This is a genomic window from Ereboglobus luteus (assembly GCF_003096195.1).
GTDB classification, from domain to species: domain Bacteria; phylum Verrucomicrobiota; class Verrucomicrobiia; order Opitutales; family Opitutaceae; genus Ereboglobus; species Ereboglobus luteus.
The window spans coordinates 3,499,717-3,516,505 of record NZ_CP023004.1; the positions used below are offsets into that span (position 1 = coordinate 3,499,717).

Below are 16,789 nucleotides of genomic sequence, written 5' to 3' on the forward strand. Positions count from 1 at the left end.
TCTGCTTGCCCGGCGGTATTCGCGGGTTTGCATTGCGGGGTTTATTTTCGAGCTCATCCAAAAATGCCCTCCTTCAATCCAAACGCCACGCCGCTTTTTCCCCGCAACGCGCTGCATCCCGCCGCGCTTGCGCGGGCGGATGGGCAAGCGGACGGGGGCGCGCCCTGGTGCGTGGCGTTTTCGGGCGGGGCTGATTCGCTCGCCCTTCTCATTACGCTGCGCGAGCACTGGCCGGAGCGGAAAATTGTCGCGCTCCATTTTAACCATCACTTGCGCGGCGAGGCCAGCGACGGGGACGAGCAATTTTGCCGCGATGTTTGCGCCGGGTGCAGCGTGGAATTGCGGGTTGGTCATTGGGAGCGCGCCGACACAAACGCCAGCGAAGCCGAGGCGCGCGAACAGCGTCATGACTTTTTCGACCAACAAATGACCGCCCTCGGCGCGCGCGTGCTTTGGCTCGGCCATCAACTCGACGACATCGCCGAAACGCAGCTCATGCGGCTGGCGCGCGGCAGCAGCACCGCCGGGCTTGCCGCGCCGCGCCCGGTTCACGAGCATGCGAACGGGCGCGTTTTTATTCGTCCGCTCCTCGCGCTTTCGAAGCGCGAAATCACCGGCGCGCTTCGAGCGCGCGGGTTCGCGTGGCGCGAGGACGCGACCAATCGCGCGGGGGATTTTTTCCGCAATCGCATTCGCCGCGCCGTGTTGCCCGCGTTCATTGCCGCGTCCCAAAACAACGACGCGCTTGCCGGTGCCGCGCTCACGCGCGAGCTTCTCGATGAGGATGCCGCCGCGCTCGATGCGTGGCTCGACGAGTTGCTTCCCGCGTCCGCGCTCGCGCCCGGTTCGCTCGACTTGCGCGTGCTCGCGGGCAAACCCCGCGCCTTGCTTCGTCGCGCGCTTCGTCGCTGGCCTCCCGCCTCCGAACTCGCGCGCGCAGGCTTCGAGGCGCTTCTCGCCATTTGCGAGAATCCCGCCGGCGCTGTTGCGAAACGGACGAGCATTGGCGATGTCGTTGCGGTTTTTGAAAATGGCATCCTGAGCATCGAGCCGTCCGCGCGAGACGTCCCATCATTCTGCTTTTCCGCCACCGCGCCCTTCACACTTGTGCTGCCCGACGGAGCGACGCTCGCGGCGGAACTCGTTGCACTCACCGACGAACTTCGCGACGAAATCCTCTCCGGGCATCACGATCCGAGTGACACGGTTTTTATTTCGCCCGCGCCGACATCGCCAACCGGGCCGGGCGACTTCATTGTCCGCTCCTTGCAGCCCGGTGACCGTTATCAACCGCTTGGCGCGCCCGGTTCGGCTAAAATTTCTGATTTGCTCATAAATCGTAAAATTCCGCATGCGCGCAGGCTTGCGCTTCCTGTTGTTTGTTTTGTCCGTGACAAACAAACGGACGTCGCTGAAGTTCTCTGGCTTCCGGGCCTTCCTCCCGCCGACGCTTGGAAGATCACGCCGCAAACACAAAAGGCGCTGCATTTGACATATCGTCGCGGAACCTGCACCTTGTTTCCAAAGTCTTTACACAATTCACTGAAATAACGAAAATGCCAGAACCTAAAAACGACAAAAAACGCCGTCCCCTGAAAAGTCTTCCGCCGGAAGGCTTCCAGCCGAAGGTCTGGATCATTTGGTTCGGCCTCATTGCCGCATGCGCAGCCCTTTACATGGTTGGCGGGCGCATGGGTAACAGCGGTGAAACTGCCAAGCTCAACATTCAACAGGTCGTCAATCTTACCCAGGTAAACCAGATCAAGAGCGGTGTCATCGAGCCCAAGCTCGCCGGCGGACGCGATTGGATGACAATCAGCGGCGAGCTCATTCAGGACGCCAAACTCCCCGAGGGTCTCACGCTGAAACCCGGCGCGCCCAAGCCCACCCGCTTCGTTGCCGAAGGCCGGCTCACCGACAAAAATCTCGAAGTCCTCCAGCACTCCGGCCTCTACACCGAGAAACAAAGCACGAGCTGGTTCGAGACAATCGGCTCGCAACTGCTCATGTTCGGCGTGTTGATCGCCGTCATCTATTTCCTCTTTTTCCGCCAGCTCCGCAACGCGGGCAAAGGCGCGATGAGTTTTGGCAAAAGCCGCGCCAAGCTCCTCACGCGCGATCGCGACAAAATCACCTTTGCCGAAGTCGCCGGTTGCGACGAGGCCAAGGAGGAAGTTTCCGAGGTTGTCGATTTTCTGAAGGACCCGAAAAAGTTCACCCGCATGGGCGGCAAGATTCCGAAGGGCATCCTCATGGTCGGCCCTCCGGGCACGGGCAAAACGCTTCTCGCCAAGGCCGTCGCGGGCGAGGCCGATGTGCCGTTCTTCTCGATCAGCGGCTCGGACTTCGTCGAAATGTTTGTCGGCGTAGGCGCCAGCCGCGTGCGCGACATGTTTGAGCAAGGCCGCAAAAACGCGCCCTGCCTCATCTTCATCGACGAAATCGACGCCGTCGGACGCCAGCGCGGCGCGGGTCTTGGCGGCGGCAACGACGAGCGCGAGCAAACACTCAACTCGCTCCTCGTCGAGATGGACGGTTTCGACACCACGGAAGGCGTTATCATCATCGCCGCGACCAACCGTCCCGATGTTCTCGACCAGGCGCTCCTGCGCCCCGGACGTTTCGACCGCCAGGTGCATGTCGATTTGCCCGACCTGATTGGCCGCGAGCAAATCCTGCGCGTGCACGCCCGCAAGATTTCCCTCTCCGACGACGTCGATCTCAACGCCATCGCGCGCGGCACCTCCGGACTTTCCGGCGCCGATCTCGCCAATCTTCTTAACGAAGGCACTCTCCTTGCCGCCCGTCGCAACAAGAAACGCGTCGAGATGGTCGACATCATCGACGCGCGCGACAAGGTCATCTGGGGCCGCGAACGCCGCAAATTGATGGATGACGAGGAGAAAAAATCCACCGCCTGGCACGAGGCCGGCCACGCCGTTCTCCAAGCCATCCTCGACGACGGCACACTCCCCATCTACAAGGCCACGATTTTGCCGCGCGGGCGCGCGCTTGGTTTTGTCGCCACGCTTCCCACCAAGGACATTCGTTCCATGTCCAAAAAACGCCTGCTCGATTACATCTGCATGGCGATGGGCGGGCGTATTGCCGAAAAACTTGTGACCCATGAAATCAGCACCGGCGCCGCCGCGGACATCAAGCAGGCGACCTCCACCGCGCGCTCCATGGTTTGCGATTACGGCATGAGCGATCTCGGCCCCATCGCGCTCGGGCAGGATCAGGACACTGTTTTTCTCGGGCGCGACATCACGCGCTCGCAGCACATCAGCGAGGACACCGCCCGCAAGGTTGACGACGCCATCTCGCAAATCATCTCGATTCAATACGACCGCGCCGAAACGATCATCAACGAGCACCGCGAGGCGCTCGACAAAATCGCGCAGGCCCTCATCGAATACGAGACGCTTGAGGGCAAGCACATCATGGAAATCCTGCAGCACGGAGAAATCAAATCCCCCGTGATCAACGAATCCATGTCGAAACCCGCGGAAAAAACCGCCGAGCCAAAACCCGCGCCCACAAAGCCCGCCTCCGACGATGGCGGCCTGCCCAAAACCGCGCCCAACCCGGCGTAATGAAACAAAAAAACGCGAACTTTAGGTTCGCGTTTTTTGTTGCCCGTCGCCGTCCCGGGCGGCGCAGTTTCTTTCGCGCACATTTACCCGCATTGAAATGAAGACTCATCGCACGCTTACCATAATACTATTCACCCTGGCCTGTGCGACGCTTGCGCCCGCCAAAAATATCGAACCCCGATTCTCCCGGCGCGAAGTGCCGGTTCTCACGCTGGCGCAAAACAACACCGTGCTTGAAATCCGGCTCAACAACGAGCACCCGTGCACCGTCGAAAAAATCGCGGTCAAGCTCGACGGAACAACCGATCTCAACGACATCGCATCGGTTCGCATCCTCTATGCGGATCGCGACAAAAACATCCATCCGTTCGGCGAAGCGCTCGCGCCCGTCGCTGGAGAAATGGTGTTTGCGGGCTCGCAGGCGGTGAAAAATCCGCCGGGCATTTTCAAAATTTCAATCCGCCTCAAGCCAAGCGCCGGTTTGCTCAATCGAATCAACGCCTCATGCGCATGGATGCAAATCAACGGAAAACGCATCGCCGGGGCCCCCATGCCCGCGCCGGGATTGCGCGTGGGTGTTGCGGTTCGTCAAGCAGGGGACGACGGCGTCGAACGCTATCGGATTCCCGGCATCGTCACGACGCCCACGGGCACGCTGCTCGCCATATACGACGTGCGCAGGGAGAAATCGCGAGACCTTCAGGGGACATTGACATCGGCCTGAGCCGCAGCACCGATGGCGGGCAAAATTGGGAACCCATGCGCATCGTGCTCGACATGGGCGAATGGGGCGGCCTCCCGCAAAGATACAACGGCGTGAGCGACGCATGCATCCTTGTGGATGATCGCACCGGTGCCGTTTATGTCGCGGGCTTGTGGATGCACGGGCTGCTCGACGCGGAGGGCCGCTGGATTGAGGGGCTGAACGAAAACTCCACCGAGTGGACACATCAATGGCGCGCGAAAAGCTCGCAGCCGGGTTTTGGCGTGAAACAAACCTCCCAATTTCTTCTAGCCAAAAGCACCGATGACGGACGCACCTGGTCGCAGCCGGAAAACCTGACCCGTGCATTAAAAAAGGAGGAGTGGTGGCTGTTCGCACCCGCGCCTGGACGCGGCATCATGTTGAAGAATGGAACCCTTGTGATGCCCACCCAGGGGCGGGACGATAAAGGGCGCGCTTTTTCGAACATCGTCTTGAGCCGTGATGGCGGAAAAACGTGGGCCTCCAGCGTCCCCGCATATTCCGGTTCCAACGAAAATCAAATCGTCCAGCTCGACGATGGTTCCATCATGCTCAATGCCCGCAGGAGTCGCGACCATGGCAGCCGCGCGGTCACGGTCACGCATGATCTTGGGAAAACGTGGAGGGCGCATCCCTCGTCCGGCACGCTGGTCGAGCCCGGCTGCATGGGCTCGTTTCATCGTCACGAATACACCGCCCCCGACGGCTTAAGAAAAAGCATCCTGCTGTTTGCCAATCCGAATTCCAAGAAGGCGCGTGAAAAAATGACGATCAAGGTCAGTTTCGACAATGGCGCCACATGGCCGGCGCGTCACTGGATTTTGCTCAACGAGGAAAAACGCAGCGCCTACTCGTGCCTCACCTCGGTTGACGAACAAACAATCGGTATCCTCTACGAAGCCGGCGCCGCAAACATGGTTTTCCAAAAAATCCCGCTCGCCGAAATCCTCAATCGCTGAGGCTCAACGCGCGGGGACGTTTTCAGAATTGCGCGCAAAATCCACGATCAGAACGCAAAATCGTCGGTCGTCGTGGGGGCGACCTGCTCCTGCACAAGTTTTTCGGCGGTTTCGTGTTTTTCGATTCCGCTTATGACAATCGCCTTCGGCGTCACCGGACAGGCGTATTGGCACGCGCCGCATCCGATGCAGTAGTGCGGATCAACCAGGGGCACGGCCTCGGCGTGGCCGGGTGGCTTTTTCATTTGCAACGCCCCGGTGGGGCAGTGCTCGGCGCAGGCGCCGCAGGCGGTGCCGTCCTTGAGAATGATGCAGCGCGGGTGCGCAGTGTAGGCGAGGCCGATGCGCGTGGTGTGCTTGGCGTCCCTGGCAAGGGGCAGGATCGTTCCATCGGGGCAGACGTCGGAGCAGACGGTGCAGTCGAAATTGCAGAAGCTCTTGTCAAAATTGAGGCGCGGCTTCATGAGCCCGGCGAGGTTTCCGTATTCGAGAAACGCGGGTTCGAGCACATGGCTCGGGCACGCGCTCACGCAGAGCTGGCACGCGGTGCATTGCGAGAGGATGCGCGCGACGCTTTGAGCGCCGGGCGGAGCGACCACTCCGGGGTTGTCGAGTTTTGAAAAATCGCGCTTTCGTCCGCGTCCCTGTCCGTGCTGTCCTGGGCCTTTCGGCCCCGTTCCTTGCTGCGCGCCGTTTTGCGCAAGGTCGCGCGAGGCGGACAGCGCCGTCGCCCCGATGGCTGTGAGCGCGCCGAAGGTGGCCGTGGAAATGAATGCGCGGCGGTTGGCATCAGGCGGCGGGCGGGCGATGGAATTGGGAATGCGGGATGCGGTTTTTGGCGCACCCTTCGGCTCCCGTCGCGCGGACACGCCGTGCCAGCGGTATTTCACGCCGCCCTCGTCGCACACGGAAATGCAATCGTAGCAGGCGACGCAGCGCGAGAAATCGATCTCGCCGGCGCGCAGGTCGATGCACTGCGCCTTGCAGGCGCGCAGGCAGTCGCCGCATTTCACGCAGGCCGTCTTGTCGATGCTGATGCGCCAGAGCGCGCGGCGCGAGACGAGGCCGAGTAGCGTGCCGACGGGGCAAACGGTGTTGCACCAGAGGCGTCCGCGCACGGAGGCCATGATCGCGACGGCGATGAAAATGAGGAGTGGGGGCAGGAGCGCGCCCGCGGCGGCGAAGCTGACGTTGACTTGCGGAATGGCGGCGGGGTGGCCGAGCGCGGTGGCGATAGTGGCGGCGATGTTGTTGGCTACAACCGCGAGTGGCCGGAAGAGCGTCGATGCGAAGCGTCCGAAATTGCTGTAGGGGTCGAGCCACGCGAGCGCGACACCGCCCCAGCCGGCGACAATGGCGAGGAGCGTGACGGCGAGGATTGCGTGGCGAAGCGTGTTGTGCGCTTTTTTTGCAGGGAGCTTGTAGGGCGGCTTGCGACGGATTTTTGCGGAGATGCGCGAAATGACATCCTGCAAAATTCCGAGCGGGCAAATCACCGAGCAATAGACGCGTCCGAACGCAAACGTGAGCGCGAGGATGAGCAGGCACGCGAGCGCGGTGGCGTGGAAGGCGGTCACGAACGTGATCGCCGAGGGCACGAACTGGATCGACGTGAAGACGTGCTTGAGGTGGTTGGGGACGATGTCGCGGAAATCGATGAGCGCGGCGAGCGCGATCAGGAGGCACGCGGACGCCGCGACGACGCGCAGACGTCGGAGCGTGGAACTGCCTTTGGCGGGGGAGGGGGATTTTGCGTTTTTTCGGGGAGGCACGGAGTTCGGCTGCTTGCTGTCGTTTATAAATTACGGGGTTGTTTTACGCGGTCATTCGCACGCGTTCGATTTTCAGTTCGCCGAGATTGTTGCGGCCGTGTCCGGCCTCGGCGGCGATGCGCACGTGCTCAATGTCGCGCTTGTGTCCCATGATGCGCGAGGCGGCGGCGTCGATTGCCACGATATCGCGCGAGATGAGAAGTTGTTTCACGCTCGTGTCGAGGTCGGCGACGGTGACGCCCTTGGGGCCGTTGCGCATCATCGGGCTGAATGCGTCGAGGATGTTGAGGTCGGGTTTTTTAAAACGGAGGATGTCGGCGATGCACTGGTGCAGGCCGTTGCGGTGATACGAGCTCTGGTCGGCCTTCGAGACGATGCCCATGAGGTTTTTCATGCAAGCGGTCATGGTGGCGCCGCCGTGGTGCTTGAGCACGGGGACGTTGATGAAGACATCGCTGTCGAGAACGGCGGTGTGGACTTTCACCTTTTTGATCGAAACGCCGCCGGGGATTTCGACATCGCGGTAATACGAGTCGGCATTGGCGGGGAGCACGCGCGCGCCGGCGGCCCGGGCGGCGTCGGCGATGCCGCTGGTTTTGTAGGATTTGTCCCACTTGTCGCAGGTGTTGTCGAAAACGGAAACCTCGCTCGCGCCGGCCCCGAGGCAGAGCGTGACGAGCCGCGCGACGATGTCGGGGTGGGTGTTGGCGCAGAGTTCGGGCGGTTTGTCCCAGGCGATGTTGGGCTTGATGACGACTTTCTGGCCCTTCTTGACGAAGGCGCCGATGCCGCCGAACGCCTCAAGCGCGCGGTCGAGCATGGCAACGCGATCCTCGCCCTTGACGGTGATGAGGTCGGGGGCGCCTCCGGAGGCCGGTGCGCCGGCGGCGACGAGGCTGCCGAGGGAGGGAAGGGTGGCGGCGGTTGCGCCGGCCACGAGGCCTTTTTTAATAAAATCGCGACGTGTATCCATGATGGTGTTAATGGGCTGGCTAAGGGTTCGTTTTTTGAAAGATTTTTATTTGCAACTTTGGCGGAGCGCAATGGCGATTTGCGCCAAAACGCGGGAATCCCGTGTATGACGTTTCAATTGGGCAATGGTTGCACAAAAAGGGCGGCGCGCGCGCCACCCATGACCGCTCTCTCCATCATTTCCCCGGCGGCTTTAACCGAGGGAAATCGTCGCTTAGAACTTAAGTTTTGGAAGCTTGGCGGCGATGGTGGCGGTTTGCAGGAAATTTTTAAGCGCGGCGGCGACGGCGTTTTTGTCGGCGGCGGCGGGCAGCGGGGACGATGCCATCAACTCTTTTGCCAAGCGGGCGGCGTCACCGGCACCGGCGTATTCGATTCCCTTGGTCGAGGGCAACGCGGCTATGGATATGAGGGTTGCCGCCATTTCGCGCACGAGACCCCCAGCTCCGCTTCCGATGACTTTGTTGTATATGGGTGCGGCGGGATTGCGGGCCACGAGCGCGCCGGCCGCCTTTGCCTTGGCCGCGTGTTTTTTCATGTCCTCCAGCGGCGCTGCGGCGTGCTTATACATTTCATTGTTGACGGTTTTTTCCTTGTTGCGAATCGCCGTTTCTATGACCTCGGGGCGCAATTCCTTGAGGAGGGCGTCGGCGGCCTGCGCCATTTTGCGAAGCAGCGCGGCGCTTTTGGGCGCGAGCGGATCCTTTTTATCGACGCTTTTTTCAGCGAGCACGGCAGCGTTGCGCACTTCGCCGATTGCCTCGCGCAGATTGATGACTCCCCCCACAATGACTTCACGCACCAAGTCGTCGCATGTTTTGCTCCAGCGCTTGTAATGATACTGGGCCCATGCGGGGCTTTGCTTGAAGAAGGGCGCGAGCGCGTCGAAACCGGCCTTGTTGAAGGCTTTATTGAGCTCGGCGAGCGCCTTTTCGCATTTGGATTTATCCTTCAGCGAGGAGGAAATGTCCTTGGCTCCCTGCCAGTGTTTGAGCGTCAGGATTTGCGGTATTTCGGGGGCGGTAAAGGTGGCCATGATGAGGATTTCTACATTGGTTTTGTTACAGTGGTATTGAGGGGCACGCGCGGACGTTCCGGGTTGAGTCCCAGTGAGCGTTTGTAGCGGGTGGGGGTAATTTTTTCCTTTGGCGCGGCCCCGTCCTTCGTGGCAGGGGCGGTTTTGCTGAATCGGCCTTGCTCGGCGGCGATGAGGAACGACTCGATTATCGCCTTGGCTTTTTCCCAGCGTTGCCGGACTTCTTGGGCTTTGCTGGCCGAAACTAGTTCAATGCTGCCGTTGGATTCGGAAAATTCGCCGAGCACATGGCCAAGCTCAATTATGATCCGGCTGATTCGATATAAAAAATCCTCAGTTGTGATCTCCTCGGTGGGTCGCTTGACAAATGTGCCCTCAAAGCGCGAGCAGAGCCATTCGAGGGGCGCCATGTCGCCCGCCAGTCGCGTGAGCACCTCGATGCGGTCGAGCGGATTGCTCGTTCCGCTGCCGACGATGGGAGCCTCGGCCCATTTATACACGAGCGAAAGAGATACCCCGAGTTCCTGCGCAACGTGCTTTGCAGGAACTCGTTTGAGCAATTCTTTGACGATGTCGTGGGATTCCATCTACGGGCTGTGTGTTATGCTTTGGCGCGTGCGTCAAAGGCTTTCAGTAGTTTTTTTGCAATTGACTCGTATTTGGCGACACCTGCATCCACCGCCTTGCTTATTTTTTCAATGGATTGGATTTGAGCGGTCAATTTGACGCATTGAGCGGCCAATTCCCGATTTCCCTGAGCCTTGGCGGTGGTGCCCATGCGGGCGATTTCCTTGGCATCGGTGAGTTTCCCCCGGCTTTGTCGCACTTGGCTTGGGTGGCGGCCATGGTTGCCTGCAATTTGCCCGCGCGCACCTGGCCGACAGCGGCCGTGAGTTTTGGCGACGCCATGCCCTTGCCGACGATGGTGTCGAGTTGCGCAATATCCTTGAGGGATTTGTCAACCGTTTGGGCGAGCAGTGTGTAGTCCTTGAGGCACGCCGCCGCCAGCGCTGCGTTTTGCTGCAGGGTTTTCGACGCGGTCGCGGCTTCGGCAGCCTCCTCCACGCTTTCCTCAATCAGAAGATCCTGCACCTTGACCGCGCCCTTCTGCCATTTTTTCAGGAGGATGTAGAACGGTTCTATGAATTCGAGCACCTCTTCCGGTATCTTGGAGTCGCCGAGCATTTTTTTAATGCGCTTTATCAAATAGGCGACATGTTCGCGGAATTCCTCGAAGAGCTCGGCGGTGGGCGGCTTGGTTTTCTTGAGCTTGATGAGCGTGAGGTTGAGGAACTTCAGCGTCTTGGTGAACTTGGGGTCTTTTGTGTATTCAAGGTCGAGCCACTCGGCGTAGGTGTAGGGAGATTTGAGCTTGGGGGGAAGTTTTAGTTTCATGATTTTTTTAAGTATATAATATATTTTTCTGATACCGGGTTATCATTCTTTCAGTCGCAACTGGTTCGTTTTAAGGCCAGCGACCTTCATTGTGCGCTTGGCAAAACGACCGGAACTGGCATCCTTGGGCTTGGCGGACACTTTGACTGTGGTCTGAAGGATACCCAATGGGTTTTCTGCGTAGAGGCCAAGTAATTTAAATTTGTGAATGCGGAGTTCTTTTTTCTCCGTATCAAAAATCGCCGTGGCATTTTTGATTATAACGGAACCTCCTTGTTCCACGGTAACATCGACCAAATCCTGAATGTTTTCGACATTTTCAACTTCGTCATCGAGTTCCATTTCGTCCGCCTCTGAGGCCCACGCCCGCATAGTTTTCAAATAATTCCCATAGCGAGCGAATGCTTTTTGCAGTGCCGGCCCCTCAGTGTTTTGAAATTTCCTAGTCATCTCACGCTGGCCGGGCGATGCGAGATCGGACAAAAGACCGATGGAAATGCTGGCTTTGATCTCGGGGATCGATTTTTGCGGATTTGACGCAAATGCTTCTTGTTGCACGAAATTGCCGATGCGTGTTTTTTGTTTTTCCAAAAGAGTCTTCAAGTCATTGAGGGTATTTTCATAATTGGCAATTTTGGCCTTATATTTTTTCGATGAAAACCATTTGGATTTCTTTTTGGCGATAAGTCCCTCTATGCGTGCTATTTCAGCAAGTGTGGCGCCTGCGAGCTTGCCGAGCTGTTGGCATTTGGCCTTTGAGGCTTCGAATTCCTTGCGGAGCCGGATGGCATTTGCACGAAGAGGGTTTATTTCCTTCGCCAGATTATGCGCCTCCCTGTCATAATACTCGCGAAGTATTTTTTTATGCAATTCGGATATAGATAATTTTTCTTTCACGGCCTTTTGCTTTAGATAATCATAAAGCAACTCGATGCCGCCATAAACGGGTTCCATGCCCGCCTTCACATTATGAATGCGATCTTCGACCTCATCAATCAGGTCCGAGCCGACCTTTGCAAAGGATTCTATTGCCTTGGTTAAATTTTGTAGTGCTGTTTTTACCTGTCCCATGATATTTATTGGAGTTGAATGGTTATAAGTGTATTGCGATTACGATGCTTTCTTGTCCTGTCTGGCTTGTTGAGCAGGAGGGGCCCACATGGGCGTGTTATATATTGTGCAAGACGCGTGGTGCAAAGACCGCCGCTTTTTTGAGCATTTCAGTGAATTCTTTCAGTTTACCCAGCACTTGGGCCGCCGTGGCATTGTCTGTGAGCTTATGGGTGGCCGGCTCATTCCATGGTTTTGTAAAATTATAGAATGCATCCACGGGATCTGCGATTTGGGATGGGGCGTTGACCTTTTTGCAGTATTTTTGAAGGCCCACAGTGAGAACATTAATATCCCGTCCGGCGTTTTGCACTATTTGGCTATTGTAGGCAGTGACGACCGCGGCGATATCTTTCGGTGTCTTGGCCGCCATGGCGGCGGCCTTGAGTTTAGCCGCGACCGCTGCGCCTTTTGCTATGTTTGCCGTCATTTGCTTTTCGAACAGGACGGCGCTTCTTTGCAGCGCATCGATTTGTTCGCCGAGATGCGCGAATGAATAGGCGGCGCTTGCATAATTCGCATCCGCGACTTGCAGGAGAGCGTCGATTTCTTTTTTCAAAAATTTGAGACCTTTTTCATATACGCTTTTTCCGGAGGCATCTGTTTTGGACACGCGGAGGAGCTCGGACATGATATCGTCTTCCAGTCCCTCGACATGGGCCTTGGCCATTTTTTTCAGGGAGGCGTTTCGCTTGGCCAGTTTATTCAGGTCCTCGGCGAGTTTCTTTCTGCTCACTTTGCCGTTTGAGAAGTCGGTGAGGTCTCGTTCCATACTGACTCTGGCTGTGTCGAATTCTGCAAGTGTCACCGTGAGCGTCTTGTTCGAGCGAAGCCAGCATTTCTTGACTGATTCCACAGGCTTTTTCTGGAGTGTCATTGACTCGAATTCCTTGCAGCTGTCCAGCCAGTGATCCTTGAGCGATGGTATATTTGCCATGATATTTTATCTTTTTGTTGATATTGTTTTGATGCGAGCGGGATGTGGTTACGGGGCTTATATTTTCAGGTGGCTCGCCTTTTAAAATAATATTGTGATTATAATGTCCGGGTTTGTTTGTAATGAATGATTACAATTTTTGACGGTTTTTGTAATGATGTGGCGGCGGCGGGGGCGGGGCGGTCAGGAGAGGCCGACTTGTTTTTTCATCTCGTTGAGGGTTTTTACGGCGGCGTCCTGCTGGGATTGGGCGAATTTGTTGATTTTGGCGCCCTGCTCGACGAGGCTGGCGTGGGCGCCGTTGAGCTGGCTCATGGTCGCGGCGATGGCGGCGGCGGGGACGCCGGCCACGTTGCCGAGGGTTTGGTCGTAAACTTTTTGCCCGTTTTCGACCGCCTGCTTGCCGGCGGTCACAAACGGGTTTTCGACGAGGAGCGGCTTGGCGTGATCCAGGAGGGCTTTGCGCGCGGCGGCGGGATCGAGCTCCTTCATTTCCTTTAGCTTATCCAGCAGATCCTTGGGTAGCAGGCTGCCGCCTCCGCTTCCGCTTCCGCCGCCACCGCCTCCCGCGCCCATGACCGAGGCCATCGCAGAGTTGAGGGCTCCGGTGGCCGCGTCGAGCTGGCCTCGCACGGCTTGGGTTGCGGAGGCTATTTGGGCGTTAGCGGCGGCGACGCCTTCGCTGATTTTGTTTTGGACGGTGGCCATTGCCGCCGAGGCGGCGGCCGTGACTGAGTTTGCCTTGTCGGCGAGCGAGGCGGAGGCGTCGGCAAGGGTTTTGTTCATCTCGGCAAATTTGTCGCTTGCCGCCGATTGGGCTTTGCTTGCGGCGTCGCCAGCCTTGCTGGCCGCGGCTGATGCCGCGTCTTTTGCGTCCGACGCGGCATCGGCGGCTTTGTCTGCGGCTTTTGCGGCGGCATCGGATGCGCTTGCGGCCGCGGCTGCCGCGGGGGGGGCGCCATCGGCGAGGCCGCGCTGTCGGCGGCGGCCGATTCGTCGTTGCGCTCATCGACCTTCTTGGGTGCGGTGGGCGCTTCAAGTTCGTCGAGCTCTATGGCTGTGCCGGTTGCTTTGGTCATGGCGGGAATCTAGTTGTGAGTAGCGAGTGGCGGGTGGCGAGTCGTTGGCGGGGGGCGCGTCAGTTGATGTTCACCATGGAGCCTTGGATGGTGAGGATGGCGTCGGATTTGACCTCGGCCATGGCTCCGTGCATCGCGGCTTTTGCGGTGCCTTCGAGGGTGAGGTTTATGCCGGCTGTGATGTCGGTGTTCATGTCGGATTCGACGGCCGCGCCTGCCGTGCCCTTGGCGCTGAAGTTGCCCGTGGCCTCGATGGTGGTGTCACCTGTGGAGGTGACTCCAAATTTGCCGCCGGCCTCGCTGGTGATGTCGCCTCCGCTGGTGTTGGCGATGCTGCCGTCGCCGTTGATGGCGATGTCGGCGGTGGTGCTGATTTTGATGCCGTCGGAGGTAATCGCTATAAAATGGTCGCCGACGTGGAGCGTGAGGTTTTCCTCGGCTTCGAGCACGATTTCCTTGGCCTTGAGGTAGCGTTGCTCGGTGACGGCGGTGGCATGGTTTTTCTCGAATGTCTCGGCGACGTCCTCGGCGACTTTGAGCGAGGATTTACCGCCGATTTCGATGACGCGGGGGCCTTTGATCATGATGTGCTGGCCGCCGCCTTCCTCGACTTCGCCTTTTGTCTGGCCGTCGGCTCCCTCGACGCCCTCGGCGCCGGCACCGATGCTGAGTTTGTGCATGCCGCCGATGGCTTCGTGATGGTCCTTGTGGATGAGTTCGAGACGGTCGTTGATGACAGTGAGGTGGGTGTCGTTGCCGACGTGCTCGACGCGGTCGTTGGCGGTGGTGATTTCGTGATCCTTGCCGGCGTGGATGAGGAGTTGTTCCTCGTCTTTTTTGTCCTCGAAGCGGACTTCGTTGTAAACCTCGCCCTCGGGGGTGGAGTGGGTTTTGATTGTGGAGCGGGTCTTGTGGTCGGGGAGGGCGTAAGGGGGAAGGTTTTCGGCGTTGTAGAGGCAGCCGGTGATGACGGGGCGGTCGGGGTGGCCGTCGAGGAATTCAACTATGACTTCCTGGCCGACGCGGGGGATAAAGAGGGTGCCGAAGTTTTTGCCGGTCCACATTTGCGCGGTGCGGAGGTATACGGTGCTGTCCTCTCCTTTTTTCTCGTCGTCGCGATCCCAGTGGAAGCGGACTTTGACGCAGCCGTATTCGTCGGTGTGGATTTCGTCGTCGTCGGCCCCGGTGACGATGGCGGAGTGCGGGCCGCGTAGGTCGGGGACCGGGGTGCGTTGAGGGGCGCGGTATTGTTGGTCGGCAAGGATGGCGGTGAGGCGGGACTGGAAGCTCGCCTCGGAAGGGGGCTCGCCGTCGGTGAACGGGGGATTTTCGGCGAAAATTTCGTTTTCGATGACGAGGTATTTTTTGTTGAAGGCGGTGTTTGGGTGGTTTTCGAGGGAGAAAGTGGTGCCGGTGGAGAGTGTGACTGCGGTGGTGGTGCCGGTATAGGTGTTGTGGTTGGCCTGGTGCGCGCCGAGGCGGATTTTGGCGAGTTTGTCGCCGTCGGTGCTTTCGGCGAAAATACCGGGGTAGTCGAACATTTCCGCGTCGTCGCCTGTGTAGCCGCGGCTTTCGGTGGCGTTGGAGCGGAGGACGGTGGAGGGGCTTTTGTAGTTGTAGTCGGCGAGGACGTAGTTGCCGGGAACAGCATCGTTGCGCGCTCCCCAAGTCTGGATGCCTTGTTCGCTGCGTATGAGGCGCTTGTTGTGAAAGGAGATGGTGGCAGCGGCGGTTGCGTCGGAGTGCGAGCCGGGGGAGTCGCAGAGCACGAGCGTGTGTTTTCCGTCGGCGTGTTCAAAGTGGTAATAGATGCCCTCCTCCTCCATAAGGCGGGAGGCGAAGGCGAAGTCGGTTTCGCGGTATTGGACGCAATAGGGGCGCTCGGTGGTGCCGGAGTCGGAGGCGCTGTCCTTGTAGTCGCTTATGCCGGCGTCGGTTTTGATGATGTCGGAGAGGATGGATTTGGCGTCCTTTTTTTGAAAGATGCGGCAGTCGGTGGTGAGCGAGGTGAGCCAAAGTTTGGGGACGATGACGGCCACGTAACAAGCGAGGGTGCCGGTGGAGCCGGTGCGTCCGAAGGTGCGCACGATGCCGTTGATGTAGCGGGTGCCGCCGTCCTTGATGGCGCTTTCGATTTCGACGGTCACGTCCTTGCCAAGGATATCCTTGTAGTCGATGTCGTTGTCCTCGCTCAGGAGAAAGGCCTCGTATTCAAAGAGCGTGCTGAGGCGTTCGATGCCGCGGATACTTTTGATGAGGAGCTTGTCCTTGCCGATCGGCGTGGTGATGCGCAGGAGGCGGTTGTCTTGTGTGTATTCGGACATGGCGGAGAAAAGTTCTGAAAACCTGAAGTTCTGAATGTCGGGGTGGTGTCCTCACACCGCCTTTACCCCGCGGATTTTGTATTGTTCATTTTTCCAAGCGTTGACTGCGTTTTCCCAATGTTGCCCTGTCCGTAACAAGGTGGTGATTTCGCCAACAGCCCCGTCAAAATGTGCGAGTTTCAATTTCTTGGAGTCATACATGCTTTTCAGGTTTTTTAAAGCAGGCCCGGATATGTTTATCTCCAAAGCAAAATTTTTGTATGTGCGATAGGGATCTTCCTTATTGAAGATTGCCTTTAGGAAATCAGTATTTTCCTCAATATGCGCCGTCTTTGCATATTTCGAGAATATTTCATACGTGGGGCCGCCCCTGATCGCCTGCTCAATTGAGAGCTTCGTCATTTTTTCCGCGACACTGTCTATGCTGGCCTTGATCGGCTTAAGGCGTTCATAAGCACCCAGTAATGAGTTGAAGTAAGGTCCGTCGGGCTCAAATTCTTTAGCGCAGTCTTCCATCCGAGCGGCAAAATTTCTACCCCCGCCCGGCATGCCCCTGGCCTTTCGTATTGTTTTGCACGCGTCACCGACGGCCTTCAGGAATGGATTTATATATTTTGCATGAGTTTTATAAAAAACCTGCAAGCCGACATCACTTTTTTTATAATAACTCAAGGCGTTTTTAAATTCCGCCCACTTTATTTTTTTATATAACGATTCTATCTTATCCAGGGCGTTCCCCGTTCCTGTGTTCGGATACTTGGACGTTTTATCCCCAGCCTTGAGTGTTTTCCAGGCTTTGTGGGTGTGTGGCCATACAGGGCGGTCGGCAGGCATGATGAGTGGTCTCCTTTGTGTTTGGGTTTG

The 16,789-nt window shown here is 58.0% G+C and carries 13 protein-coding genes and 1 pseudogene; 3 read left to right on the top strand and 11 right to left on the bottom strand.

What is annotated here, in order from left to right; genetic code table 11:
* The first annotated feature begins 63 nt into the window (after window positions 1-63).
* The 3 genes and pseudogenes from tilS to CKA38_RS16995 all read left to right on the top strand — a co-directional run bounded on the left by tilS (window position 64) and on the right by CKA38_RS16995 (window position 5,300).
* Window positions 64-1,551, top strand: a complete 1,488-nt coding sequence (gene tilS, locus CKA38_RS12785) for a tRNA lysidine(34) synthetase TilS (protein WP_108825826.1) — start codon at window positions 64-66, stop codon at window positions 1,549-1,551.
* Window positions 1,552-1,556: 5 nt separating this feature from the next.
* The gene (gene ftsH, locus CKA38_RS12790) at window positions 1,557-3,596 is read left to right on the top strand and encodes an ATP-dependent zinc metalloprotease FtsH (protein ID WP_108825827.1); all 2,040 of its coding nucleotides are present in this window, start codon (window positions 1,557-1,559) and stop codon (window positions 3,594-3,596) included.
* Window positions 3,597-3,693: 97 nt separating this feature from the next.
* A pseudogene (locus CKA38_RS16995) lies at window positions 3,694-5,300 on the top strand (exo-alpha-sialidase).
* A gap of 47 nt (window positions 5,301-5,347) precedes the next feature.
* Here the strand turns inward: CKA38_RS16995 and CKA38_RS12800 are convergent.
* The 11 genes from CKA38_RS12800 to CKA38_RS12850 all read right to left on the bottom strand — a co-directional run bounded on the left by CKA38_RS12800 (window position 5,348) and on the right by CKA38_RS12850 (window position 16,759).
* Window positions 5,348-7,072: a 4Fe-4S dicluster domain-containing protein gene (locus CKA38_RS12800; RefSeq protein WP_108825828.1), complete on the bottom strand. Its 1,725-nt coding sequence runs from the start codon at window positions 7,070-7,072 to the stop codon at window positions 5,348-5,350.
* 43 nt (window positions 7,073-7,115) lie between these two features.
* Complete coding sequence (locus tag CKA38_RS12805; RefSeq protein ID WP_108825829.1) at window positions 7,116-8,045, bottom strand: DUF362 domain-containing protein; 930 nt, start codon at window positions 8,043-8,045, stop codon at window positions 7,116-7,118.
* Between the two features lie 213 nt (window positions 8,046-8,258).
* Window positions 8,259-9,080 carry a hypothetical protein gene (locus tag CKA38_RS12810; protein WP_108825830.1) on the bottom strand — a complete coding sequence of 274 codons (822 nt, stop codon included), beginning with the start codon at window positions 9,078-9,080 and terminating at the stop codon, window positions 8,259-8,261.
* 11 nt (window positions 9,081-9,091) lie between these two features.
* Window positions 9,092-9,667 (bottom strand): hypothetical protein, encoded by a 576-nt coding sequence (locus CKA38_RS12815; RefSeq protein WP_108825831.1) that lies wholly within the window; start codon window positions 9,665-9,667, stop codon window positions 9,092-9,094.
* A gap of 130 nt (window positions 9,668-9,797) precedes the next feature.
* Window positions 9,798-10,475, bottom strand: coding sequence for a hypothetical protein (locus CKA38_RS12820; RefSeq protein WP_108825832.1), 678 nt, complete (start codon window positions 10,473-10,475; stop codon window positions 9,798-9,800).
* Window positions 10,476-10,517: 42 nt separating this feature from the next.
* A complete protein-coding gene (locus CKA38_RS12825; RefSeq protein ID WP_152032862.1) occupies window positions 10,518-11,546 on the bottom strand; it encodes a hypothetical protein in 1,029 nt (342 codons plus the stop codon).
* 97 nt (window positions 11,547-11,643) lie between these two features.
* Window positions 11,644-12,522 (bottom strand): hypothetical protein, encoded by an 879-nt coding sequence (locus CKA38_RS12830; protein WP_152032863.1) that lies wholly within the window; start codon window positions 12,520-12,522, stop codon window positions 11,644-11,646.
* A gap of 183 nt (window positions 12,523-12,705) precedes the next feature.
* Window positions 12,706-13,308 (bottom strand): hypothetical protein, encoded by a 603-nt coding sequence (locus CKA38_RS12835; protein WP_108825835.1) that lies wholly within the window; start codon window positions 13,306-13,308, stop codon window positions 12,706-12,708.
* The gene (locus CKA38_RS12840; RefSeq protein WP_108825836.1) at window positions 13,305-13,601 is read right to left on the bottom strand and encodes a hypothetical protein; all 297 of its coding nucleotides are present in this window, start codon (window positions 13,599-13,601) and stop codon (window positions 13,305-13,307) included. The genes CKA38_RS12835 and CKA38_RS12840 overlap by 4 nt, the downstream gene beginning before the upstream one ends.
* A 59-nt stretch (window positions 13,602-13,660) precedes the next feature.
* Entirely contained in the window at window positions 13,661-15,925 is a 2,265-nt protein-coding gene (locus tag CKA38_RS12845; protein WP_108825837.1) for a type VI secretion system Vgr family protein, read from the bottom strand.
* A 51-nt stretch (window positions 15,926-15,976) separates the two neighbouring features.
* Entirely contained in the window at window positions 15,977-16,759 is a 783-nt protein-coding gene (locus tag CKA38_RS12850; protein WP_108825838.1) for a hypothetical protein, read from the bottom strand.
* Window positions 16,760-16,789 lie beyond the last annotated feature (30 nt).